The 22,210-nt window shown below is 53.4% G+C and carries 20 protein-coding genes; 10 read left to right on the top strand and 10 right to left on the bottom strand.

What is annotated here, in order from left to right; translation table 11 throughout:
* The first annotated feature begins 4 nt into the window (after positions 1-4).
* The 6 genes from FOE74_RS12370 to FOE74_RS12345 all read left to right on the top strand — a co-directional run bounded on the left by FOE74_RS12370 (position 5) and on the right by FOE74_RS12345 (position 4,775).
* Positions 5-472 (top strand): hypothetical protein, encoded by a 468-nt coding sequence (locus FOE74_RS12370; protein ID WP_149098935.1) that lies wholly within the window; start codon positions 5-7, stop codon positions 470-472.
* 282 nt (positions 473-754) lie between these two features.
* The gene (locus FOE74_RS12365) at positions 755-1,342 is read left to right on the top strand and encodes a DUF4142 domain-containing protein (RefSeq protein WP_149098934.1); all 588 of its coding nucleotides are present in this window, start codon (positions 755-757) and stop codon (positions 1,340-1,342) included.
* Positions 1,343-1,434: 92 nt separating this feature from the next.
* Complete coding sequence (locus FOE74_RS12360) at positions 1,435-2,091, top strand: DUF4142 domain-containing protein (protein ID WP_149098933.1); 657 nt, start codon at positions 1,435-1,437, stop codon at positions 2,089-2,091.
* 474 nt (positions 2,092-2,565) lie between these two features.
* Positions 2,566-3,468: a DUF4142 domain-containing protein gene (locus FOE74_RS12355; protein WP_149098932.1), complete on the top strand. Its 903-nt coding sequence runs from the start codon at positions 2,566-2,568 to the stop codon at positions 3,466-3,468.
* A gap of 211 nt (positions 3,469-3,679) precedes the next feature.
* Positions 3,680-4,348, top strand: coding sequence for a DUF4142 domain-containing protein (locus FOE74_RS12350; protein WP_188686738.1), 669 nt, complete (start codon positions 3,680-3,682; stop codon positions 4,346-4,348).
* A gap of 199 nt (positions 4,349-4,547) precedes the next feature.
* Positions 4,548-4,775: a hypothetical protein gene (locus tag FOE74_RS12345; RefSeq protein WP_149098930.1), complete on the top strand. Its 228-nt coding sequence runs from the start codon at positions 4,548-4,550 to the stop codon at positions 4,773-4,775.
* A gap of 156 nt (positions 4,776-4,931) precedes the next feature.
* Here FOE74_RS12345 and uvrA read toward each other — a convergent pair whose 3' ends face one another.
* From uvrA to FOE74_RS12315, 6 genes are all read right to left on the bottom strand, one after another.
* Positions 4,932-7,958 carry an excinuclease ABC subunit UvrA gene (gene uvrA, locus FOE74_RS12340; RefSeq protein WP_149098929.1) on the bottom strand — a complete coding sequence of 1,009 codons (3,027 nt, stop codon included), beginning with the start codon at positions 7,956-7,958 and terminating at the stop codon, positions 4,932-4,934.
* 368 nt (positions 7,959-8,326) lie between these two features.
* Entirely contained in the window at positions 8,327-9,451 is a 1,125-nt protein-coding gene (locus tag FOE74_RS12335; RefSeq protein ID WP_149098928.1) for an alanine racemase, read from the bottom strand.
* 134 nt (positions 9,452-9,585) lie between these two features.
* The gene (locus FOE74_RS12330) at positions 9,586-10,212 is read right to left on the bottom strand and encodes a PepSY-associated TM helix domain-containing protein (protein ID WP_149098927.1); all 627 of its coding nucleotides are present in this window, start codon (positions 10,210-10,212) and stop codon (positions 9,586-9,588) included.
* A gap of 129 nt (positions 10,213-10,341) precedes the next feature.
* Positions 10,342-10,779: a hypothetical protein gene (locus tag FOE74_RS12325; RefSeq protein ID WP_149098926.1), complete on the bottom strand. Its 438-nt coding sequence runs from the start codon at positions 10,777-10,779 to the stop codon at positions 10,342-10,344.
* A gap of 315 nt (positions 10,780-11,094) precedes the next feature.
* On the bottom strand, positions 11,095-11,958 hold the full coding sequence (locus tag FOE74_RS12320; protein ID WP_149098925.1) for an LOG family protein: 864 nt from the start codon (positions 11,956-11,958) through the stop codon (positions 11,095-11,097).
* Positions 11,959-12,194: 236 nt separating this feature from the next.
* On the bottom strand, positions 12,195-13,451 hold the full coding sequence (locus FOE74_RS12315; protein WP_149098924.1) for an ABC transporter permease: 1,257 nt from the start codon (positions 13,449-13,451) through the stop codon (positions 12,195-12,197).
* Positions 13,452-13,689: 238 nt separating this feature from the next.
* Between FOE74_RS12315 and queA the strand changes: the two genes are divergently transcribed.
* From queA to FOE74_RS12295, 4 genes are all read left to right on the top strand, one after another.
* Positions 13,690-14,736: a tRNA preQ1(34) S-adenosylmethionine ribosyltransferase-isomerase QueA gene (gene queA, locus FOE74_RS12310; protein ID WP_149098923.1), complete on the top strand. Its 1,047-nt coding sequence runs from the start codon at positions 13,690-13,692 to the stop codon at positions 14,734-14,736.
* Positions 14,737-14,766: 30 nt separating this feature from the next.
* Positions 14,767-15,117 (top strand): hypothetical protein, encoded by a 351-nt coding sequence (locus tag FOE74_RS12305; RefSeq protein WP_149098922.1) that lies wholly within the window; start codon positions 14,767-14,769, stop codon positions 15,115-15,117.
* Positions 15,101-17,683 (top strand): PAS domain S-box protein, encoded by a 2,583-nt coding sequence (locus FOE74_RS12300; protein ID WP_149098921.1) that lies wholly within the window; start codon positions 15,101-15,103, stop codon positions 17,681-17,683. Before FOE74_RS12305 ends, FOE74_RS12300 begins: the two co-directional genes overlap by 17 nt.
* A 165-nt stretch (positions 17,684-17,848) precedes the next feature.
* Positions 17,849-18,559, top strand: coding sequence for a 2-C-methyl-D-erythritol 4-phosphate cytidylyltransferase (locus tag FOE74_RS12295; protein ID WP_149098920.1), 711 nt, complete (start codon positions 17,849-17,851; stop codon positions 18,557-18,559).
* Positions 18,560-18,639: 80 nt separating this feature from the next.
* Here the strand turns inward: FOE74_RS12295 and FOE74_RS12290 are convergent, their stop codons facing one another.
* From FOE74_RS12290 to FOE74_RS12275, 4 genes are all read right to left on the bottom strand, one after another.
* The gene (locus FOE74_RS12290) at positions 18,640-19,371 is read right to left on the bottom strand and encodes an ABC transporter ATP-binding protein (protein ID WP_149098919.1); all 732 of its coding nucleotides are present in this window, start codon (positions 19,369-19,371) and stop codon (positions 18,640-18,642) included.
* Between the two features lie 83 nt (positions 19,372-19,454).
* Complete coding sequence (locus FOE74_RS12285) at positions 19,455-19,676, bottom strand: DUF2795 domain-containing protein (protein ID WP_022821757.1); 222 nt, start codon at positions 19,674-19,676, stop codon at positions 19,455-19,457.
* A gap of 171 nt (positions 19,677-19,847) precedes the next feature.
* A complete protein-coding gene (locus tag FOE74_RS12280) occupies positions 19,848-20,639 on the bottom strand; it encodes an outer membrane beta-barrel protein (protein WP_149098918.1) in 792 nt (263 codons plus the stop codon).
* A 49-nt stretch (positions 20,640-20,688) separates the two neighbouring features.
* Complete coding sequence (locus FOE74_RS12275) at positions 20,689-22,005, bottom strand: DUF349 domain-containing protein (RefSeq protein WP_149098917.1); 1,317 nt, start codon at positions 22,003-22,005, stop codon at positions 20,689-20,691.
* Between the last annotated feature and the right edge of the window lie 205 nt (positions 22,006-22,210).

Raw genomic sequence — 22,210 nt, 5'->3', positions numbered from 1 at the left:
TGCCATGACCCCATTCTTCTTGAACCTTGCTCCAGTAAACCAGAGCGGCTCTACGTTGGCCAAACTGTACCTGTTTATGGGGGTGGTGTTTTTCATTCTGGGGGGGCTAGGGATGTACCGGCAATTCACCGCCCAGGAAGTCTCTCTGAATGTATACCTGCTGCCCTTCTTGCAACTGGCGCTGGCGGTCTCCTATACCATAGTAGCGTGGCGCCGTCGCAAGCCCAGCGGCACTACCTATGTGCAAGTGACAGAGGAGCACCTGGAGCTGAAGCTTGCTTCTAACCAGGCGCCGGTCACGCTTCCCTGGACCAGCATCAGCCTGCTGCGGGTGCTGCCCGACAAATTACTGTACCGGCTTACCTCAGGGCAAACTGGCCAGATAGAGTTTGACGCCATCCCCGAAGAATATGAGGACACGGTGCGCGAGGCCATCCGGCAGGCGGGTAAGCAGAAGGGCGTGAGTCTGTAAAGGGGAACTTCACAAAATGATAAGCGGGGAGCTTAGGGACAGTTTTTGAGAAAACAGCCCCTAAGCTCCCCGCCTTTTTTTGCTCGTCAGGTAGTACAAGCGCCTGTGTTTCACGCAAAGAGGATCTCCTTCTTCTGGCAAGGCAGGCGCTGAAACTGGTAATAAGAACGTTTTAGAAGCCGGTTTTGTATTATTATAAGAGAGTAGTGAACCCTGGACAGTATAAACCGTAAAAAAGCGGGTACAGGCTTTCCTGTATGCCATCAGTACAAGATCTACACTATGAAAAAGCACCTGTTCCATCTACTGCTCTCCGGCGCCGTGTGCCTAGTTTCTGCTTGCGGTGGGTCCTCTAATGAGGCCACCTCTGTAGACGCTGCCGGAAGGCACAATGAAAAGCTGCTGGAGAGTACCGGCAAAGACGAAGACGTAGGTTGGTTTGTGGCCGAGGTAGGCAGCGCAGGCATGTTTGAGGTGGAGCTGGGGCGTTTGGCCTCCAGCAAAGCCACTCAGCCCCAGGTGCGGCAATTCGGTCAGTTAATGCTGGACCACCACACCCAGTCCAATGCCCAATTGAAGGAGATCGCCAACCTCAAGAACCTGATCGTGCCCAACGCCATGAGCGATGACCACCAAGAGGTCTACAACAAAGTCATGGGCAACGCTGGGGCCACCTTTGACAAAGCCTACGTAGAGGCCATAGTAGAAGACCACAAAGAGGCCATTGACAAATTTGAGGAAATGGCGGAGAAAGGCAAAGACTTGGAGCTGAAAGCCTTCGCTCAGAAAGGGTTGCCTACGCTGCGCGCTCACCTTTTACAGGCCGAGAAACTGGAAGATGAGTTGGAAAAACAACAAAAGCTCCAGTAACCTGCGTACATACGTAGTATTCACCAAGCCAGTACCTGCCCACAGAAAGCCCTGAACGGCTGGTAAGGGGGTACTGCTTTAAAGGAAAAGCTATGAAAAAGTTATTGTACGTGATCACAGCCGGTGGTTTCAGCCTTCTTACCGGAACCGCCTGCAGCAGGATAGATGCGAATACCTCTAATACCGTTCCTACCTCAGATGCCTATGCGGCCACAGTCACCGCCGGGGCCGGGACTAGCGGAAGCACCGCCAGGGCAGATGCCATGGTGACCACCAGCCCAGGAGGCACCGTGCCGGGCACCATGATGTACGGGACCCGTACCATTACCGAAGCCACGTTCCTGATGGAGGCCGCCAGCAGTGGCATGATGGAGGTGCAGCTGGGTAAATTGGCCCTGGAAAGATCAGCCGATCCCAAAGTGAAGCAGTTCGCCCAGATGATCATTGACCACCACACCAAGACAAACCAGGAGTTGGCTGAACTGGCCGCCGGAATGAACGTGACGCTTCCTACGGCCCTGATGCCAGATCACCAGAAGCTGGTAGACAAGCTCTCCAAGCTTACCGGGAAAGCGTTTGATGAAGAATACACGGAAGACATAGAAGCAGCCCATGAACAGGACATTGCCCTGTATGAGGTAGTGAGCAACGGTGCCAAAACCACTTCGGTGAAAGCATTTGCCATTAGAACCTTGCCTACCTTGCGCATGCATGAACACCACGCAGATGAGCTGGAAGACAAGAAATAGTCACCACCCTTTCCTTATAATCAAAAAGAGCCTGCTGCTACAGCAGGCTCTTTTTGATTACCCCCAGAGGTTCCTGATCCCTGGCTAAGGCTATCTCCTTTCCGGCCCATTCTTACGGCAAAAGCTCCTTATATCTGTAGCCGGGCAGGTTGTTGCAGACTCGCTTTCCTGCTTCTGAACCCAGGGGTGAGCCGCGCTCTACAATCCCCTCAACCAGCCGCTGGCGCAGGAAACTTTCCCTTTGACCCTATTGCCGCTGCCGGTAGTCCTGGTTTCTATGGCTGGGGCAGTACCCGACCCCCTCTGGATTCAAGCAGTGCTGGTGGGAGACTCCCGTACCGGAAACGAGGCCTCAAAAAGAGGAGCGGACGTTTTTACCCTCTTAAATACCGTATTAGTTCCGGTATTTATCGCTTAACTGTCTCATTATCAGTCCGTATACAGGGCAGGATGAACGAGAATAAAAATAGAACTATGAAAAACATCATGTCAATGCTGATGACCGGAGCAGTGCTTGCGGGCACAGCCTGTACAAGCACCAATACGGGAACCGACAGCACCACTGCTGAGACCACCACCACCTCTACCAGCGCCAATGCCGGTTCTTCTACCGGTAACCGGGCCAATGCCTCTGGCACCATGTCCAGCACCACCACTGGTACGGGCACCACCGGAGGAACAACCACCGGTTCCACAGGCTCTACCGGCACCACCGGCGGGATGACCACCGGAACCACAACCGGTTCTACCACCGGCACTACTGGTACAACAACTGGTACTACTACCGGCACCACCGGAGGCACCACAGGGTCTACTACCGGTACTACTACTACTGGCACTACCACCGGCGGAACCACTGGTACCACCGGAGGCACAACAGGTACTACCACCGGAACTACGGGCGGAACCACTGGTGCTACCGGAGGTACTACCACGGACTTGACCAACATGACCGATGCCGCTTTCATGATGACAGCTGCCAGCAGCAATATGCTGGAGATACAGGCCGGAAAACTGGCGGTGCAGAGTGCCTCCAACGCAGAGGTGAAGAAATTCGCGCAGATGATGGTAGATCACCATACCCGGGCCAGCAAAGAGCAGATGGCCCTGGCTACCCAAATGAAAATCACGCTACCTAAGACCCTGATGCCCATGCACCAGGAGCTATTGGATAAATTGAAAGGCAAAACGGGTAAAGAGTTTGATGAAAGCTACATGGATGCCATGGAAACCGCCCATAAGATGGACGTTGCCATGTTCCAGATGAAAAGCACCCGTGCCGAAACCCCCACGGTAAAGGCATTGGCCACCAAGACGCTCCCCATGTTAAAGTCACACCAGGAAATGGCCACCAAAATTGAAGACCTGGTAGATTAAGGCCTGCTTTTCTGTAATGTAGATGAATGTCCGTGTTTTGAGGGTGTTTCAACTGAAACGCCCTCAAAACACGGACATTCTTTTTTCACCGGGCCAAAACCCAAAGTATGCCAGGGCTGGGAGCCCGTTCAGCCAGAACCTAACTCCGGGGGCAACCCTGCGTATAAAAGTAACTTTAAGAAAAACTGTCCTAAGAGATCATACTATCGCTATGAAAAAATTGATGCCCATCTTTGCCGCCGCCGCTTTGTTGACGGGTGCCGCTTGTTCTACCTATACTTCCAGTACAGATCCAGATGATATGGGTACCGGGTACGGGCTGTTAGGGGATAAAGTAGGTACCGGCCACAACAACAGTGCGAGCGTTGCCGAGGTCAACAACAATGCCACCTTTGACAACCCCGCCACCGGCGCCAGCACAGACAGCGCTACCGCCAGCCAGAACCTAGACCACCAGTTTGTAATGCGTGCCGCCAGTGGTGGCCTGATGGAAGTGGAGGCCGGTAAGATGGCCGCCGCCAAAGGGCAAATGGCCGGGGTAAAGCAGTACGGGCAGCGCATGGTCACTGACCATACCAAAGCCAACACAGAACTGAAAGCGCTTGCCGCTGCCAAAGGCATCACGTTGCCCACCGCGCCCCTGCCAGAGCATCAGCAGCACCTAGACATGCTTTCTAAGCTTTCTGAGGGAGAGTTTGACAAAGTCTACATGCAGCACATGGTCACCGCCCATGACAAAGACATCGCAGACTTTGACCGTGAGGCCAAAACCGGGAAAGACGCGGAGATAAAAGCCTTCGCGGCCAAAAACCTGCCTATTCTGCAGGCGCACCGCAAAGCCGCCCAGCCCGTCTATGAACAGGTAGGAAGAAGTAACTAAGGTCTCCTCCATCATACTATACCAAGCTGCCCGTTCTGTACCTACAGAGCGGGCAGTCTGTTTTCAGGCCTGTTTCAGGAAAACCGGCGGTAAACACAGATTATGGGCGCACAACAGCAGCAGGGGGAAGGGGCCTGACGGAACAGATTGGTTTTTGATCATCTGAATTGAGTACCTTTGGGCAAACTTTACAAAAACCATGAAACATATCATGCCTTTCTTTGCGGCTTGCGCTCTGTTTGCCGGTGTTGCCTGTTCTACGTACACTTCCAATACAGACCCTAATGACCTGGGTTCTGGCAATGCGTTGGCTGAGGAAGTAACCACCACCACGCCAGAGGTTGAGGCGCCCGCCCCTGCCACACCAGCTCCCGCAGACACGGTGAAAGCAGACGCCGCCGCCCACCAGACAGAAGCCGCCCATTAATAAAAACAGTGGCTGGCAGACTCTCTTTCCAGAAGAGTTGACGTTTCCAGCCCATTTTAAGAAGCGAAGCCCAAAAACAGAACTGCCTTGCTCCAAGAGCAAGGCAGTTCTGTTTTTGTATTTTAAAGCCGATTCTCCTAAATCAGCCTTGAAACATTATTCGGTTTTCTTTTTGCGGCCGGGTGTTTTCTTCTCTTTCACGGCCGGGGCCGAGGCATCAGCTTCTACGGGTTCTTTCTTTTTACGGCCTCTGGTTTTCTTCTCGGGAACTAGCACCGGTTCCTCTTCTGGTTCAGGCTCTTCCACAAACACCGGTGCCTCAATGTAGTGGCTGGTGCTCAGTTCCTCTTTCAGGAAACGGGCCGTGTACCCAAGGTTGAGTGCCGCCACTTCTTCCGGAGTGCCCTGCGCCACGATCATGCCGCCTTTGGCGCCGCCTTCAGCCCCAATGTCCACCACATGATCGGCTACCTTGATCAGGTCCATGTTGTGCTCAATGATCAGCACACTGTTGCCTTTGTCTACCAGCTTGTTCAACACGTCAGACAAATGCTGGATGTCCTGGAAGTGCAAACCGGTGGTAGGTTCATCCAGGATGTAGAGCGTGCGGCCCGTGTCTTTCTTGGAAAGCTCGGTGGCCAGTTTCACGCGTTGTGCCTCACCGCCAGAAAGAGTAGTAGCCTGCTGGCCCAAGGTGATGTAGCCGAGGCCCACCTGGTTCAAGGTCTGGATTTTGCGCAAGATGCGGGGCTGGTGCTCAAAGAACTCCACGGCGGTTTCCACGGTCATGTCCAGCACATCAGTGATAGACTTGCCTTTGAAACGCACTTCCAGGGTCTCGCGGTTGTAGCGTTTGCCTTTGCAGGTTTCGCAGGGCACGTACACGTCAGGCATGAAGTTCATCTCAATGGTGCGCATACCGGCACCCTCGCAGGTCTCGCAGCGGCCACCTTTCACGTTGAACGAGAAGCGTCCGGCCGCGTAACCTCTAATCTTCGCCTCCGGCATAGAAGCAAAAAGGCTTCTGATCTCAGTGAACACGCCAGTGTACGTAGCCGGGTTTGAGCGCGGTGTACGGCCAATAGGGCTTTGGTCTACCTCAATCACCTTGTCAATGTGCTCCAGGCCCTCAATGGCTTTGAACGGCAGCGGCTCGCGCTTGGCGTTGAAGAAATATTTGTTCAGGATAGGGTAGAGCGTGTCATGGATCAGCGACGATTTTCCGCTGCCCGATACGCCCGTCACGCAGATCAGTTTACCCAACGGCAATTCCAGCGTCACGTCTTTCAGGTTGTGGCCGGTGGCTCCACGCAGAATCAGGTTTTTGCCGTTCCCTTCACGTTTCTGCTTCCGCACCGGAATACCTCTCCTGTAGCTCAGGTAATCTGAGGTAGTCGTGCCGCTTTCCATCATCTCCTTCGGCGTGCCCGCCGTCACCACCTGCCCACCGTGAACCCCGGCACCCGGACCGATGTCCACCACGTAGTCAGCGGCCAGGATCATGTCTTTGTCGTGCTCTACCACCACCACGGAGTTTCCCAAGTCCCGTAGGTCTTGCAGGGCTTTAATGAGCTTCTCGTTGTCGCGTTGGTGCAGGCCTATGCTGGGTTCATCCATGATGTACAATACGCCCACCAACTGCGTGCCTATCTGCGTGGCCAGACGGATCCGCTGGCTTTCACCACCGGACAAGGTTCTTACTGACCGGTGCAGGTGTAGGTATTCTAATCCCACGTCTACCAGAAAGCCGATCCGCTTGCGGATCTCTTTCAGCAGTTCGCGGGCAATCAGGTTCTGCCGCTCGTTCAGGCGTTCCTCCAGGTTAGCCACCCAACCGGCCAGTTCCTGGATGTCCATCTCAGACAATTGCCCAATGTGTTTGTTGTCCAGCTTGAAGTGCAGCGATTCCTTTTTCAGGCGGTAGCCGTTGCACTCGGGGCAGGTGCTTTGCTGCGTGTATTCCTGCACCCAGTTGCGCACGTTGTCAGAGTCAGACTCCAACTGTTTTTTCAGGAAGTTCAATACGCCCTCAAACACGAACGGCTCTTTCTTGCCTTTGGGATCTTCTTCCTCAAAACCATACAATAAATGGTTCCAGGCATCCGCCGGAATGTCCTGGATAGGAACGGTGAGCGCGGTTTTGTGGCGTTTGAGTAGGGCAGTGATCTGGGAGAAAATCCAGATGTCGCGGTATTCGCCCAGGGGCGCGATGCCACCGCGGCTGATGCTCACGCTCTTGTCCGGCACAATAGATTCCTCCGTGAGTTCCTCGATCTCGCCCAATCCGTTACACACGGGGCAAGCGCCGTAGGGGGAGTTGAACGAAAAGGTGTTAGGCGCCGGATCATCATAGGCGATGCCGGTGGCGGGGTCCATCAGGTGGCGGGAGTAGAACTGCGTCTCATTGGTATCCGCGTCCATGGCCAGGGCCGTGCCTTTGCCGTGCTGCAACGCGTTCTGGATGGAGGTAGACAGGCGGTACCGGTCCTCGGCCGATGGCACCAGCTTGTCAATCACAATCTCAATGTCGTGGATCTTATAGCGGTCTACCTGCATCTTGGGCGTCAGTTCCGTTAACTCGCCGTCAATGCGGGCGCGCAGGAAACCCATCTTCCTGATCTGCTCAAACAGCTCGCGGTAGTGGCCTTTCCGACCTTTCACTACCGGGGCCAGAATGATGGTGCGCTTGCCGCTGAAGTGCTCCAGGATGTGCTGCACAATCTGGTCATCAGACTGCTTCATCATCTTCTCACCGGTCACGTAGCTGAAGGCCTCAGCAGTACGGGCGTAGAGCAGCCGCAGGAAGTCATAGATCTCGGTGATGGTGCCTACCGTGGAGCGCGGGTTGCGCGAGGTGGTTTTCTGCTCAATGGAAATCACCGGCGAAAGCCCCTCAATCTTGTCCACGTTGGGGCGCTCCAGTCCGCCCAGAAAAGAGCGGGCGTAGGCCGAAAACGTCTCCATGTAGCGGCGCTGCCCCTCGGCGTAAATGGTGTCAAACGCGAGGGAAGATTTCCCGCTGCCGCTGATGCCCGTGAAGACCACCAACTGGTTGCGCGGGATCTTGAGGCTGATGTTCTTGAGGTTGTGTTCCCGGGCTCCGTACACCTCAATAAAAGGCACATCTACGGTAGAGGAAGTATTTTTGGCTACGGGAGTAGCAGTTGATTCTTTTGGCGTCATCCGATCAGTTTCGGTTTAAAGAGCAAAGGTAGGCATTCCCGCGCTAGAATGGCACCGGGCGATCCATCTCTTCTTAACCGAGTTTGCAGCGGAATAGTTTAGGGAAGGGGCGGGGTTTTTATGGGAAGCGCTTTAGGGGTGTTTTTGGGAAATGCGACTGGAAACGGCCTTGGCAGAGACACTCGTAGGAGCTGCGCACGCTACGAGGTCTTTTGCGCAACGGTTTATTGGATTTTCAGACAAAAAAGGCGTATTTTCTGGAAAGAGGCTCGGAAACAAAAACCTGTGAGGTTTTCAAAACCTCACAGGTTTGATTCAACCAAACTGCTTCACGTATCTCTCAAATGACCTCGTAGTGTGCGCAGCTCCTACGAGTGTCTCTGGGTCACCCCACTCAAATGCTCCAGTTGCTTACCTTCCAACGTCACATAGCCCTTCATCAAATCCGCCGTTAAGCAGGAATGTACGGGCAGCACGCCCATCAAACCACCGATCTCAAACTGAGAAAATAGCTCCGGCGTGGTGCGTACAATGCCGTGTTCCTGAGACAAGGAAACCAAGGCAGTTTCTGGCAGAGGCTCTCCCCAACCACTCTCCGTCAACGGCACCACCAACCCAAAGATGACGGCACCATCTGGCTGCTGCAGGGCATCCTTGGAGAAGTGCACGGCGCCGCCGTAGAGAATCACCTCGTGGCGGTCTGGGTGCAGGGCTACTACGGGGCAAGCCAGGGCCACCGCAATGTCTTCCAGGCGGCAGGAACTGATGAGGTTCTGCGTGAGGTCATAGAATACGAAGTTGCCGGGCCGGATCTCGTCTATGCCGCTGAAGTCTTCCATGGTGCTGCAGCTGGGCGTATCGCCAATGGAGAGTTGCAACTTTGGCCACGTGCTGGAATAACGTTCCTTTAAGCCCCGCATCTTCGTTAGCGTTTCCTGATGGATAGCGGCAATGCTTTCATGGCTTCGGGCTTTGTAAGAGTGACCGGCGTGCGCCAGGAAACCTGAAAACGTGTGTTGCGGGGTCTGTTTCAGTTCGGCTAAAACGGCCTCTAAAACCACTGTGTCTTCGGTCTTGATGCCGGTACGCCCGTAGCCAGTGTCTGCCTTCACCCAAAGGTGCACGGGCGCCGCCAAGTGTTCCCGCAGGAACGCCACGTCATCCGCGGAGGTGACGGTCAAGTGCAGGGTAATCTGCTGGGCTAATTCCGTTATCTGGGGCAATTGCCGGCGGTTCAACGGGAAGGCCACGGTGATGTCTTGCCAGCCGTGCCGGGCGAAGTACTGCGCCATCTTCACTGAGGAAACCGTGATAGCGGTAATGCCTTCCTCTCTGAACCATTCCCCTGCCTGCCTGCTTTGGTGCGTTTTGAAGTGCGGCCGCAACCGGACTTTGTGCCGCTTCGCTTTCTCGGCCATGCGGCCGATGTTAGCCCGGGCAATAGCTTCATTGAGTAAAAGGGTGGGCTCAGAGATCTGGTCAAGAAAAGACATAAGCGGTAGGAGAGAAATGGTTTAAGAATTACAAGGCGGTTAAGTCCGGGAACCTGAGAAGCAGGGAGAAAAGTTTGCTGTTTCAGCCCCGTTTCTGTGAAAGCAGGCAGTAACCACAAAGCCGGGAACAGAGCTTACACCGGCCTGATGGGTCTTCCGGAACGAGGGGCACGAGGTTGGGCGGCCATGGCGGGTTTGTCTTGTTTCATCTGTTTGGGACCGTACCAGAGCCAGAAGCCGGTGATGGTAAAGATCAGCAGGGCCACGCCCATGATGGTGCTGTAGATGACTTTGAGCACGCCGCTGTCTACGCCAAACACGCGGTCCAGGATGGAACCGTCGTGCAGGTTCTCAATGAAGTCGGCGCGGCGGGTTTCCAGGTGCAGGAGCTTCCCGGTGGCACCGTCCAGCTGTACGCCCAGGTACTCTTCCACGAAGAGGAATTTGACGGTGCCTTTATCGGGGCGCATGTCAATGCGGTCCAGGGTGAGGGTGACGTCTGCGCCCAATGAGTCTTTCACCGCCTTAAAGGCGTTGGTGGTGAGGCTGTCTACCGGGAGCCAGTCTTTTAGGTTGGTGGAGGTGCCCGTGTGGGTCTTGGCCAGGATCAGACCGCCCGTGTGCTTTTTCCAGCCCAGCAACAGCCCGGTCACGGAGATCACAAAGAAGAAGACGAAAAGGAACGCGCCGGTGAGCCGGTGCACCTTTCGGAAATCGCGGAGTACGCGGGCCTGTTGCTGTCTTTTGGTGGAGTCTGTCACGGCAGGGGAGGTAAGCGGTCTAGAGGTATAACGCAGGGAAAGCAAAGGTAGTGGATATCTAACCCGCTCAAAACCAAAAGAGCCCCGAAACGTTTCGGGGCTCTTTTCAGGGAAAAAGGGGAGAAACGCTTATTTCACCTCCACCATTTTAGCTCTTAGTTCCTGGGGTACCTCGTCAATGGAAACAATGCGCAGGGCACCTTCCTGCAAAGGAGCAAACACGGTGGTCTGGCTCAGCATGGCCTGCACGTCTTTCTGGTTGAATTTATACATGGCGCCCGTAGCTGGGTCTACAATCAACAAGCCAATAAGGCCGCCAAACACCAGGTTGCCAAAGTACCATCCGTTTACATCGGCCTCCAGGGTGAGGGTTTTGTTGCTGAACCCGGGTTTGCTGAAATTGATAGAATACACGGCTTTCTTGAAGAAACCGTTGCCTGACTTCAGAATGACCGTGGTAGGCGTCTGGCCTGCGGCTACTTCTTTGCCGTTGCGGTCTACAATGGTGAAGGTAGCGCCGTCTGGGGCACTGGAAAGGCTAATTGGGTTATTTCGTTTTTGAGACAATGGAAGCGCAGCCAGAAGCAAAGAACGTGGCGGCGCACAAGAATAGGGTAAAGGTTTTTTTCATTATAAATAAAGGGTTAGGTTGGCGCAGATAAAATGGGGGAGGATAGATACTTAGGGATTTAATAAGACAAATATAATTATATTTTGAGATGGTGAAAGCTGGTTGAAGCTTGGTTATAAAATTATTTATAGAAAGCGAGAAGCCACAAGAGAGAAGGGCCTGTGAGCGGGCAAGGGCTATAAACAAAAGAGCCCGGAAACGTTTCCGGGCTCTTTTCCATAAAAGCGATAAAAAGGCAAGGCCTGGGCTCCCTAGAAGTTGGGAGACAGCAGGTACTTGCTGTAGAAATCATCAATGACCTTAACGGCATCAGTGGCGTTGTCTACCAGGTGCACCAGGTCCAGGTCCTCTGGGCTGATGTTGCTCTCCTGGGTCAGCATCACATCTTTGATCCAGTCAAACATGCCCTGCCAGTATTTCTTGCCTACCAGCACAATAGGGAACTTGCCAATCTTCTTGGTCTGGATGAGGGTGATGGCCTCAAAGAGTTCATCCAGGGTGCCAAAGCCACCGGGCATGCCAATGAAGCCCTGGGCGTATTTCACAAACATCACCTTGCGTACAAAGAAGTAGTCAAAGTTGATGAGCTTGTCTGGGTCAATGTAGATGTTGTTGAACTGCTCAAAGGGCAACTGGATGTTCAGACCCACAGAGCGGCCCCCCTCAGAGTGGGCGCCCTTGTTACCGGCCTCCATGATGCCCGGGCCACCGCCCGTGATCACGCCGTACCCGTGGCGTACCAGCTTGGCGGCTATCTCCTCGGCCATCTTGTAGTACGGGTTCTCTGCTTTGGTGCGGGCAGAACCAAAAATAGACACGCAGGGACCAATCTTGGCCATTTTCTCAAAACCTTCCACAAACTCAGACATCACCTTGAAGATCTGCCAGGAGTCAGCGATCTTGATCTCGTTCCAGTCTTTGTCTGTGAACGCCTCGCGGATGCGCTTGTCATCATCACTGATCACGGGCGCCTCTTGCTTGGCTATCTTCTTGGCCTCCTGCAAAGAGCCCACTTTGTTGTCGTTGGCGTTGGGCTGAATGATGGTGGTGCCGCTTCCTACGTTAGTGGTTTCGTCGTGCAGCTTGGTTTTACTCGTTTTTCTCAACTTCGTCATAGATCTATCATGTATCAAGCCTGGTTTACGAAAAATGGGCCGTAAACAGGCACGTTAACTTCAACTAAAAAAGCAGGCTCAGGCATAAGCTCCTGACCAGCTTCCATCAGGTCACAATAAGGTGAAACAATACGTTTTTGGTTTACTTCTTAGGGTGAGAGGCAGAAACGCCAGGCGCTGGCCCGCCTGCGGTGTCCCGGGGGCTAGGTGAGCAGCCTGGTGGGCAGCCTGTTGGCTTACTTTGACCTTATGGCAATCACGGGGTCCAGGTGGGAAGCGATCACCGCCGGAATAATACCGGAGAGCACGCCAATCACCACCGATACGCCTAACCCTAAGAGAATGTTGCCGGGCGTAAGGATAATCTCCAACGTACCCATGGGGATAAAGGTTACCAGCGAGACCAGCAGAATGCCCACGCCCCCGCCTATAAGGCTCAGGAACACCGACTCAAAGAGGAACTGGAACAGGATGAAAAAGTTTTTGGCGCCCAGTGATTTCTGGATCCCGATGATGTTGGTACGCTCCTTCACAGACACGAACATGATGTTGGCGATCCCGAAGCCTCCTACCAGAATAGAGAAGCCCCCAATCACCCAGCCGGCAATGCCAATGATAGAGAACATCTCGCCAATGGCATCGGCCATCATCTCTGAGCGGTTAATGGCGAAGTTATCTTCCTCGTAGGGCTTCAGGCCGCGTATGGTGCGCATCTTGCCCTTTACCTCGTACTCCAGGTTCTGCAGGCCCACGTCGTCGGCCTTGCCTTTGATCATGAGCACCGGCTGAATGCCCCGGGGGCCGCCGGCAAACATCTTCCCGAAGGCGCCAAAAGGCACATAGGCGTTCTTGTCGTTGGTGGGCATGCCCTCAAACAGACCGGCGCCCTGTTTCTCCATCACGCCAATGACCGTGAACTTCTGGCCCCGTATCCGGATGTCGTTGCCCACGGCGTTGGCCATGGGGAAAAGGTTCTGGGCTACCTCGGCGCCAATGATGATCACGTTGCGCGAGCCGTCAATTTCCTGTTGGGTGAAAAAGCGGCCCTCTTCAATGGGAACCTCAGCTACCAGGTTAAAGCCTTTGGTCACGCCCTGCAGCATGATGCCGCTCATGCTGTTGTTGCGGTGCTTGAAGGTGTTGCCGCCGCGCCTGGAGACCAAGGCCACGGCCTCCGCGTTCTCCAGCTGCTCTTCCATGTACTTGAACTCGCGAGTGGTGGCCGGTGGGCGCTGCATGAACTTCCACCAGGGTATGTCTGAGCCGTCTTTGAAAATCCAGGGGAATTTCTCCACGTACACAATGCGCTCGCCCACAAAACTCATGCTCTGCCTGATGCTGCGCTCCAGAGAGTCTACAATGGTGAACACTGAGATGATGGCGAAAATGCCTATGGTTACCCCCAGCAAGGAAAGAATGGTGCGCAAGAGGTTAGACCGCAGGGCTTGCCACGCAAACTGAAAGCTCTCATAGACCAGGCGTAAGTACAGCATGAAGGAAAGGTACGGGTTGTAAGGATTGTTAAGGGAAAACCGCTGTCTCAAATAGTTGGTGGTGTGACAAACTTATTAGTAGAGAAAAGGGTTATTTTCTTACACGGCTCCACCGGCCTAAAGCCTGCTTTCAAGAGGCATTGTCACTTATATTTGCCTGAAAGTAAAAGAAATTAGTGCAAACTGTCTACCTTTGCGCTCTATTTTCGCTATTTATTTTAATACCGTAATATTAAAAATGAAGTTATCAGAGTTCAAATTTGACCTGCCCAATGATCTTATGGCTACGCATCCGGCCCAAAACCGTGATGAAGCCCGCATGATGGTGATTCACCGTGACAGTGGCAAGATAGAGCATAAAATCTTCAAAGACATCATCACTTACTTTGAGGATGGTGATGTGATGGTGACCAACAACACCAAAGTGTTTCCGGCCCGTTTGTACGGAAACAAGGAGAAAACCGGCGCCAAGATTGAAGTGTTCCTGCTGCGTGAGTTGGACAAGCGGATTCACCTCTGGGATGTGCTGGTAGACCCGGCCCGCAAGATACGGGTGGGCAACAAGCTCTACTTCGGTGACAGTGACCTGGTAGCGGAGGTGATTGACAATACTACCTCGCGGGGCCGTACCATCAAGTTCCTGTACGACGGACCAGACGAGGAATTCTACAAAGTGGTGCACAGCCTGGGCGAAACCCCACTGCCTAAATATATCAAGCGGGAGCCCGAGCCCGAGGACGAAGAGCGTTATCAGACCGTGTACGCCGAGGTGACCGGAGCCGTAGCCGCTCCCACCGCTGGTCTGCACTTTACCAGAGAGGTGCTGAAGCGCCTTGAGTTAAAGGGTGTGGATGTAACCCCGGTTACTTTGCACGTAGGGTTAGGTACGTTCCGTCAGGTAGACGTGGAAGACCTCACCAAGCATAAGATGGACTCTGAGCAGTTCTTTGTGGCCGAGGAAACCGCTAAGATCGTGAACAAGGCACTGGACGCCAAGAAGCGGGTGTGCGCGGTGGGTACCACCACCATGCGGGCCCTGGAGTCTTCTGTTTCGGCCAACAGCCGCCTGAAGCCCAATGAAGGCTGGACCGATAAATTCGTGTTTCCGCCCTATGATTTCAAAATCGCGAACAGCCTGATCACCAATTTCCACATGCCGGAGTCTACGCTCCTGATGATGGCCGCTGCCTTTGGCGGGTATGACCTGGTTATGGAAGCGTATCAAGAGGCTATCAAAGAGAAATACAAGTTCTTTAGCTACGGCGATGTCATGTTGATCCTGTAAGGATTTTAACCCTGTGAAAAAGCCCTATCCGTGCGCAACACGGATAGGGCTTTTTCTTTTATCATGGTCCCAAGGTATTCACTCTTCACCTGGGTGGGCTTGGCAATGTCTTTCGTGAAAAGGCGTTACTCCCTTGCCTGGGGCGCTTTTATGCCGCGGTGCCCTCCTTCCTTTTCCATTGGGGTAGGAATAAACCGATTTTTTGGGTTTTTCTGTAAGAAGCCTTCCCTTGGCCCATTCAGCCCACTGGTAGTATTTATAAGAAAAGCTTTTCCTGAAAAAGTAAAAATAAAGAAGGGAATTTCTATATTTATGATAGGAAAGCCTTTCATAGGCAGAAGCCTCCTGTACATGGTGAAATGCTATGAAGCAAAATGTTAATCAAGTACCCTCCTTTGCGCCCCATGAAGGCCCTTCTGGACACCCTTTCCCCCAGGAGGCCGATGCCTGGCAGCAGGTTCAGGCGCAGATGGAGGCCCTGCGGCAGGAGTTGGCCAGCACCAGGCAGGAGCTAGCCCAGGCCAAGGCCCTGGCGGATGCCTCCCAGAGCATTCCGGGCGCGGGCGCGGCTAGCATAGGAGGCGTTCCCCAGCAAGAACGGGCAGTGGCGCTGGAACTGCTGGGCAAGCAAATTCTGGAAAAAGCGGCCACCCGGGGCAGTACCCTGGAGCAAATCATCTCCTTTTACCTTTCCGGTGTGGAGAAACTGCATGAAGGCATGCTCTGTTCCTGCATGCGCCAGAAAGAAGACCGGTTGTATATGGTAGCTGCCCCTGGGCTGCCCCTGGAGTTTTCTGAAGCCCTGAACGGCATGGAAGTGGCGGCGGAGGGTGGTTCTTGCGGGGTGGCGGCGTACCTGAAACAGAAGGTAGTGAGTACTGACATTGCCACTGACCCTCAATGGAAGCCCTTGCGGGACAAGGCCCTGGCTTATGGCATCAAGGCGAGTTGGTCTATTCCCCTCATAGGGTTTGGAGACAAGGTCTTGGGGACGCTGGCGGTTTACTACAAAGAAGCAAGAGCGCCTTTCCCGGAAGAAGAAGCCTCGCTGGAAAGCATCCGGTACCTGCTCCAACTCATCCTGGAAAACAAACTGACAGAGCAGGAGCTGCGCCAGAGCCACGAACGCTACTATTATGCCACGGTGGCTACCAATGATGCCATCTGGGACTTAGACGTAGTAAACTACCGAATTGATTGGGGCGTTGGGTTTGAGCGGCTGTTTGGGTATAAAATAAAGGAGTTCGGGCCTGAGTTAGACTTTTGGGCAGCCCAGGTGCACCCAGATGATCTGGAAAGGGTGGAGGCTTCTTTGCAGAGCGCCAGGAGCAGCCGGGATCTGAAGTACTGGCGGGAAGAATACCGGTTCAGGAAAGCCAACGGGGAATATGCCCACGTAGTAGACCATGGCACCCTGATCAGAGATGAGGCCGGAAACCCCGTCCGGATTGTAGGGGCCCTGCAAGACGTGACCAGCCAAAAGGAAACGGAGAACGAATTGCGCAAACTGTCTTTGGTGGCCCGGGAAACGCTGAACGGCGTTATCATCATGCAGCCAGACCTCACCATTCAATGGATCAACCCTGCGGTGACCAGAACGCTGGGGTATACCTCAGAGGAAATGATAGGCAAAAGGCCAGGTGTCTTCCTGGAAGGCCCGGAGACAGACCCAGACACCCTGGCGTACATTGACAGCAAACTGGCCAGAAATGAGCCGCTGGAGTGTGAGCTGGTGCAGTATTCCAAGGCTAGGCAGAAACTCTGGTTCAAGTTGCAGGTGCAGCCCTTGCTGGATGCGCAGGGGCAGGTAGAGAGCATCTTTGCCCTGTTCACAGATATCACCCAACGGAAGTCTGAGGAACAGCAGCTGCGGCTCATGGAGTCCGTGATCGCGAACAGCAAAGATGCCATTGTCATCAACAAAACCACGCCCGCTCACCCGCAGGTATTAGAGGCCCTGTATGTGAATCAGGCCTTCACGCAAATCACCGGGTACACCGCCCAGGAGATCCTAGGAAAAGACCCTGCCTTCCTCATCGGGCCCGAGACAGATACCAAGGTCTTGCAGGAGGTATATGAAGGCATGCTAGAAGGCGTGGCCAACGAGGTGGAACTGGAGATCACCCACAAAGATGGCCATAGGTTCTGGACCTATCTCCAGTTTGTTCCCATGTACAACCACAAGCAGCAGCTCACGCACTGGATCTCTTTGCTGCGCGACATCACCACCCGGAAGAACTATGAGCGCGAACGCGAGGTGCTCATAGCGGAACTGACCCAGAACAACGCTGATTTGAAGCAATTCACGTTCATCACCTCCCACAACCTGCGTGCGCCCTTGGCCAACCTCACCGGTATCGCCAACCTGATAGACACTGAAAGTATACCTGAAGGCCGCAACCGGATTCTGATCCAGAAGTTCAAGGAGTCTACCGTGCAGTTGAACACCATCATAGAAGACCTGCTGGAAGTATTGGTCATCAAAGATAATCCGCATATCAACAAAGAGCAGGTGAGCCTGCAAGAGGCGTTTGAGAAAGTGGTGGTGTCTGTGGATGGCCTGTTGAGCAGTGATGATATCCAGCTCACCACTGATTTCTCACAGGTGCCAGACGTGTATTACAACGCCAGTTACCTGCACAGCATTCTGTTGAACCTGCTCACCAACGCCATCAAATATCGCTCGCCAGACCGTAAGCTGGTGATTGAGGTAAAGGCCGCGAAGAAAGACGACAAGGAGTTCCTGTATTTCTCTGACAATGGTCTGGGCATTGACTTGAAACGCTACGGAGAACGCATTTTTGGTTTGTACCAGCGGTTTCACCACAACAAAGACAGCAAAGGCATGGGGCTCTACATAGCGCATTCCCAAGCCAAAGCCATGGGTGGGAACCTGAGCGTGAAAAGCGAAGTGAACCAAGGGACAACCTTCATCCTGGAATTCTAATCCAAAAGGTTTTCCAAGTAATAAAGCATCTGAGGTGCCGCTGGCACCGCAGGAATGGGAATAAACCGTTTCTGCGGCGCCAGCGGTGTTTAGGGGCTGTTTCCCGTAAAACACCTGCAAAACACCTTGGCCTGGGCTGGCGGTATTGCGTATCTTGCAGCCATCATGCACACACCTTCTCTCAAGCAGTATGCCGTGGTAGTGGCCGGTGGCTCCGGTAGCAGAATGCAGGCAACCCAGCCCAAACAATTTCTGCCTATTGCCGGGCAACCGGTGCTCATGCACACCCTCCGGAAGTTTCAGGCCTATGACCCAGGCATGCAGCTGGTGGTGGTGTTGCCAGAGGCCGAGATCTCTACCTGGCAAGAGCTGTGTGCCCGCCACCAATTCACGCTACCGCACCAGGTGGTAGCAGGTGGCAACAGCCGGTTCCAGTCTGTGAAGAATGGGTTGGCGGCGCTGGCCGAGGAAGAAGACGGCCTGGTGGCGGTGCATGACGGGGTAAGGCCTTTCATTGACAATGATATCTTAACCTCTGCCTATGCTACGGCCGCCCAAAGCGGGGCCGCGGTGGTGGCCGTTTCATTGAAAGACTCTATCAGGCAGGTGCGGGGAGGCACTTCCAAAGCCGTGGACCGTTCTGCCTACCGGCTGGTGCAAACGCCCCAGTGTTTCCGGTTGCCCTTGCTGCGCAAAGCCTATGCCCAACCAGAAATCCCCCTCTTCACCGATGACGCCTCCGTGGTGGAGCGGTTCGGACATAAGATAGTGCTAGTGGAAGGGAGCTTCCGGAACATCAAACTCACCACGCCGGAAGACCTGATCCTGGCCGAGGCATTCCTCTTGCAGGAAGCTTCCGGGAAAGGGCAGGATTGAGATAATCAACAAATAGCCTTGCCAGATGTTTTATCTCCGTTTTCAGAAAAGAATGCCTAAAACAGGCTCTTACGCCTGGGTTAGACGCCAATTGCTGGAGCTAGTTTCTCTTCCAGGAACTGTTGGTGCGCCAAAATGACTTCAGGTGAGATTTTCTCCAGCTGGGGCTGCGGCTGGGAGATGTTGAGCACGTATCCTTCCAGGGGGAGCAGGTTGAGTAAGTCGTGGGTGATGCAGAGGACCGTTTTTTGGTTTTCGCGCACCCAGCCAGCCATGAGGTCAAAAACTTTTTTCTTGTGGTACACGTCCAGCTGCTGGGTAGGCTCGTCCAGCAACGCAATGGGGGCGTCCTGCAGCATGAGTTGCGCGAGCCAGACCAGTTGCTGCTCGCCGCCGGAAAGGTATGTGAAGGAACGTTGGCTGAGGTGGGAGATGTGCAGGTGCGCCAGGGTAGCTTCTACGCGGTCATAGTCAGCAGGAGTGTAATGGTCTAACAGCCGCTTCTGCCGGAAAAGGCCCATCACGACCAGTTCACGTACCTGAATAGGGAAAGCCACATTGTTCTTTTGCGGCAGGTAAGAAAGGGCGCGGGCAATGGTGCCAGCCCGGGAAACGTAGGGCTGCCCCTGTAGCAGTATCTGGCCCTTGAACGGGACATGACCGGTAAGGGTCTTCAGGAAGGTGGATTTGCCGCTGCCGTTGTGCCCAATAATGGCAATGAAAGCGGGCGCGGGCACCAAAAAAGAAAGGTTGCGGATCAAGACACGTTCGTCATACCCCGCAACCAGTTCTTTTATCTCTAAGACGCTCAAAGTAAGTAAGAATTAGGAGAATTAGGAATCAAAAAAGGCAGAACCGATTCTTAATTTTGAATTCTTAATTCCTAATTAGAATATTAATATTCGTCCTCGTTGAACATGAAGTCTTCTTTGGTAGGATAATCCGGCCAAACTTCTTCAATGCTCTCATAAGGCTGACCATCGTCTTCCAAAGCCTGTAAATTCTCTACCACTTCCATAGGGGCGCCTGAGCGGATAGAATAATCAATCAATTCATCTTTGGTAGCTGGCCAAGGCGCGTCTTCCAAATAAGAGGCAAGTTCAAGTGTCCAATACATAGTAAATTCGCTTTTAAAGTATAGCTATACAAACAGGTTCCAGGAGGTGTACGGGCTGCAAAAATAAGATTTTGATTGACAATTCAAATATTTCTTATTATCCAATGCACTCCGGTAACGCTAAAACACAACGGACAATCTGATAAAATGTTTACCTATCCGCTGCTTTTATTACTGGTGGCGGGCGCTGCTGGAGCCGTCGCCGGTGTTAAAGAGGTAGTTGAGACCTATTTGCACGCCTGCTACCATATTCTGGCGCAACACATAATAATCTGAGTCGCGGGTGAGGTCTTCAATGTGCTCTTCTTTGCGGATGTTCACGAAATTGTAGCTGTAGCGAAGGTTGGCCGTCAAGATCACGTTAGAGGTGATGCTGTATTCGGCGCCCAGGCCCAGCAAGATGCCCAGGTCATATTTGTTGAACTCTCCTACGCGGGAATTGCCGCTGCGGTCGCCCTCCTCGGTGCTGGCCAGCAGGTAATTTCCCTGGGGCACGGAGAAGGAGCGGTCTTTGATCTGGTAAGAGGCGGTGCGGGTGAAGGTGTTGCGTTCCGTGCCTTTCTGCAGAATGCCCAGTTGGGGGCCCACCTGAAAGTTGAACCGCACCGTGCCGGTAGAGGTGTACTTGAACAACAGGGGCACGTTGTAGTAGACTAGGTCTATCTCCTTCTCGCCGGCTTTGTTTCCGCTATTGTCTATGAGATCAAACCGTTCGCCCTGGTGGGACCGGTAGAACTCTGCCTGCACGTTGTGGTTCTCATTGAACTTGTACCCCGCCACAAACCCGTAGGGTGCCCACTTGGTGGTGAAGCGGTGTTTGTAGTTCACGTCCTCGTACTGTTCATCATTGATGACCCAGGTATTCTGGAACTGCGTGGTGACCCCAATGTAAGGGCCTTTGGTGTTCTGGGCGTGCGCTAGGAAAGGAAGAACTAGGAATAATAGTAGAAAGTATTGCTTCATGTCGTAAGCCGTTAGAAGGTTGGATTATTTCTAACGGCTTACGAATGACTTAGGCAGTTTTGTTACTTGGCTGCGCAGACTTTTTGCGCAAAAGCTCTATCAGCTCGTTTTTCGTGCGGATTTTGCGGTTAAAGTTCTTGATTTTCCCTTCCAGCATGGCCCTAAAGGTCTCATTGCCAGGATTTGGATTTAACCGGCCCAGGTTGGTTTCCAGCACTTCCAGCTCCTGCTTGTCATACTTGATGAAATCACGCAGGGCGTTGATGCGGGCGTGCAGTTGGTCGTTCTCAGAGTTCTTGCCTTCTGGCAGGGGGCGCTTGCGCATGAAGTGCTCCAGGCTGCTCAGTTCAAAGATCTTGTCACAGGCTACCAGAAAGCTTTCCCACACGGCGTCAGACTCTTCCTGCTTCACGGGGCCCACCTTCTTCCAGGCGGCCTGCAGTTCCTTGGCTTTGGGCACGGCCTGCTGCACGGGTTCGTCTAGCAGGGCCTCGGCCTGGGCCACCAGCGACTTTTTCTTCTCCAGGTTGTCTTCCAGGTACTTGTCTTTAGACTCGTTCTTCTGGCTGTTGATGTGCTTTTTGAGGCGCTCAAAGAAGTGGTTGTTGGCCGCCCTGAAGCTGTTCCAGAGGTCATTGGACATCTTGCGGGGCAGGGTGCCGCCAATCTCTTTCCACTGGTTCTGCAGGTCTTTGAGCTTTTTGCTGGTCTCTTCCCACTCCTCAGAGTTTTTCACGCTTTCAGACTGGGCAATGAGGGCCTTGTACTTGTCTACGGTGCGGGAGAGCATGTCTTTCTTGTCCTGGAAGAATTCCTTCTTGCGGGTAAAGAAAGCCTCTACGGCCGTTTTGAAGCGCTCCTCCAACTCGTCGGTGAGGGTCTTGTCTACCGGGCCGGTCTTGATCCAGTTCTGGCGCAGTTCCTTGAGCTTATCAGTGGTTTCCTGCCAGTCAATGCTGGTCTGCAGCGCCTCCGCCTGCTGAATCAGCGTGATTTTGGTAGAGAGGTTCTTGTCGCGGTTACGGGCTATGGCTTCCTTTATCTCCTCCTCGGCAGCAGAGAGACGCTGGTGCAAAGATTCAAAATCGCCAATGGCATCATACTTCTCAATCTGCTCCTTCAGGTGCAGCACCTTCATCAGAAAGGATCCCTTGTTCTCAGAGGTTTCAATCTTCTCCAGCAGGCTGTCTACCTTTTGTTTGAAGTTCTCAAAACGGTGTGCGAAGTAGTGCAATGATTCCTCGGGGACCTCCTTTACATCGCCAACCTGGCGAGCCGGAAAGTGCATAAATGGCTTCAACCACACTTGGTTTCCCTCAATGTAGCCGTACTTATGGGCCTCCTCAGACAAATCTTTGGTTTCCATCTACTGGATAATTAACTGAAAAATTTAAAGTCTATTTTGGTACAAGTTTATGAATAAACGCCAATTATCATAACCCCGCCCCGCCAAAATTTCCGATATTTGTACCCATTGGCAGAAAATACACGCAACCAGACATTTGTTTGCATACTGATTTTTATAAACAAGGTTATGGGTTTCGTTCTGGGCCTGTTTTTGGCAAAGGGGC

Source organism: Rufibacter glacialis, from assembly GCF_008271745.1.
In the GTDB taxonomy this organism is placed as follows: domain Bacteria; phylum Bacteroidota; class Bacteroidia; order Cytophagales; family Hymenobacteraceae; genus Nibribacter; species Nibribacter glacialis.
This window is presented reverse-complemented; position numbering and strand designations above follow the sequence as displayed.

Coding starts and splice junctions, on each gene's coding strand:
- FOE74_RS12370 (WP_149098935.1), top strand. CDS start 5: ATGACCCCATTCTTCTTGAACCTTGCTCCAGTAAACCAGAGCGGCTCT.
- FOE74_RS12365 (WP_149098934.1), top strand. CDS start 755: ATGAAAAAGCACCTGTTCCATCTACTGCTCTCCGGCGCCGTGTGCCTA.
- FOE74_RS12360 (WP_149098933.1), top strand. CDS start 1,435: ATGAAAAAGTTATTGTACGTGATCACAGCCGGTGGTTTCAGCCTTCTT.
- FOE74_RS12355 (WP_149098932.1), top strand. CDS start 2,566: ATGAAAAACATCATGTCAATGCTGATGACCGGAGCAGTGCTTGCGGGC.
- FOE74_RS12350 (WP_188686738.1), top strand. CDS start 3,680: ATGAAAAAATTGATGCCCATCTTTGCCGCCGCCGCTTTGTTGACGGGT.
- FOE74_RS12345 (WP_149098930.1), top strand. CDS start 4,548: ATGAAACATATCATGCCTTTCTTTGCGGCTTGCGCTCTGTTTGCCGGT.
- uvrA (WP_149098929.1), bottom strand. CDS start 7,958: ATGACGCCAAAAGAATCAACTGCTACTCCCGTAGCCAAAAATACTTCC.
- FOE74_RS12335 (WP_149098928.1), bottom strand. CDS start 9,451: ATGTCTTTTCTTGACCAGATCTCTGAGCCCACCCTTTTACTCAATGAA.
- FOE74_RS12320 (WP_149098925.1), bottom strand. CDS start 11,958: ATGACGAAGTTGAGAAAAACGAGTAAAACCAAGCTGCACGACGAAACC.
- FOE74_RS12315 (WP_149098924.1), bottom strand. CDS start 13,451: ATGCTGTACTTACGCCTGGTCTATGAGAGCTTTCAGTTTGCGTGGCAA.
- queA (WP_149098923.1), top strand. CDS start 13,690: ATGAAGTTATCAGAGTTCAAATTTGACCTGCCCAATGATCTTATGGCT.
- FOE74_RS12300 (WP_149098921.1), top strand. CDS start 15,101: ATGAAGCAAAATGTTAATCAAGTACCCTCCTTTGCGCCCCATGAAGGC.
- FOE74_RS12295 (WP_149098920.1), top strand. CDS start 17,849: ATGCACACACCTTCTCTCAAGCAGTATGCCGTGGTAGTGGCCGGTGGC.
- FOE74_RS12285 (WP_022821757.1), bottom strand. CDS start 19,676: ATGTATTGGACACTTGAACTTGCCTCTTATTTGGAAGACGCGCCTTGG.
- FOE74_RS12280 (WP_149098918.1), bottom strand. CDS start 20,639: ATGAAGCAATACTTTCTACTATTATTCCTAGTTCTTCCTTTCCTAGCG.
- FOE74_RS12275 (WP_149098917.1), bottom strand. CDS start 22,005: ATGGAAACCAAAGATTTGTCTGAGGAGGCCCATAAGTACGGCTACATT.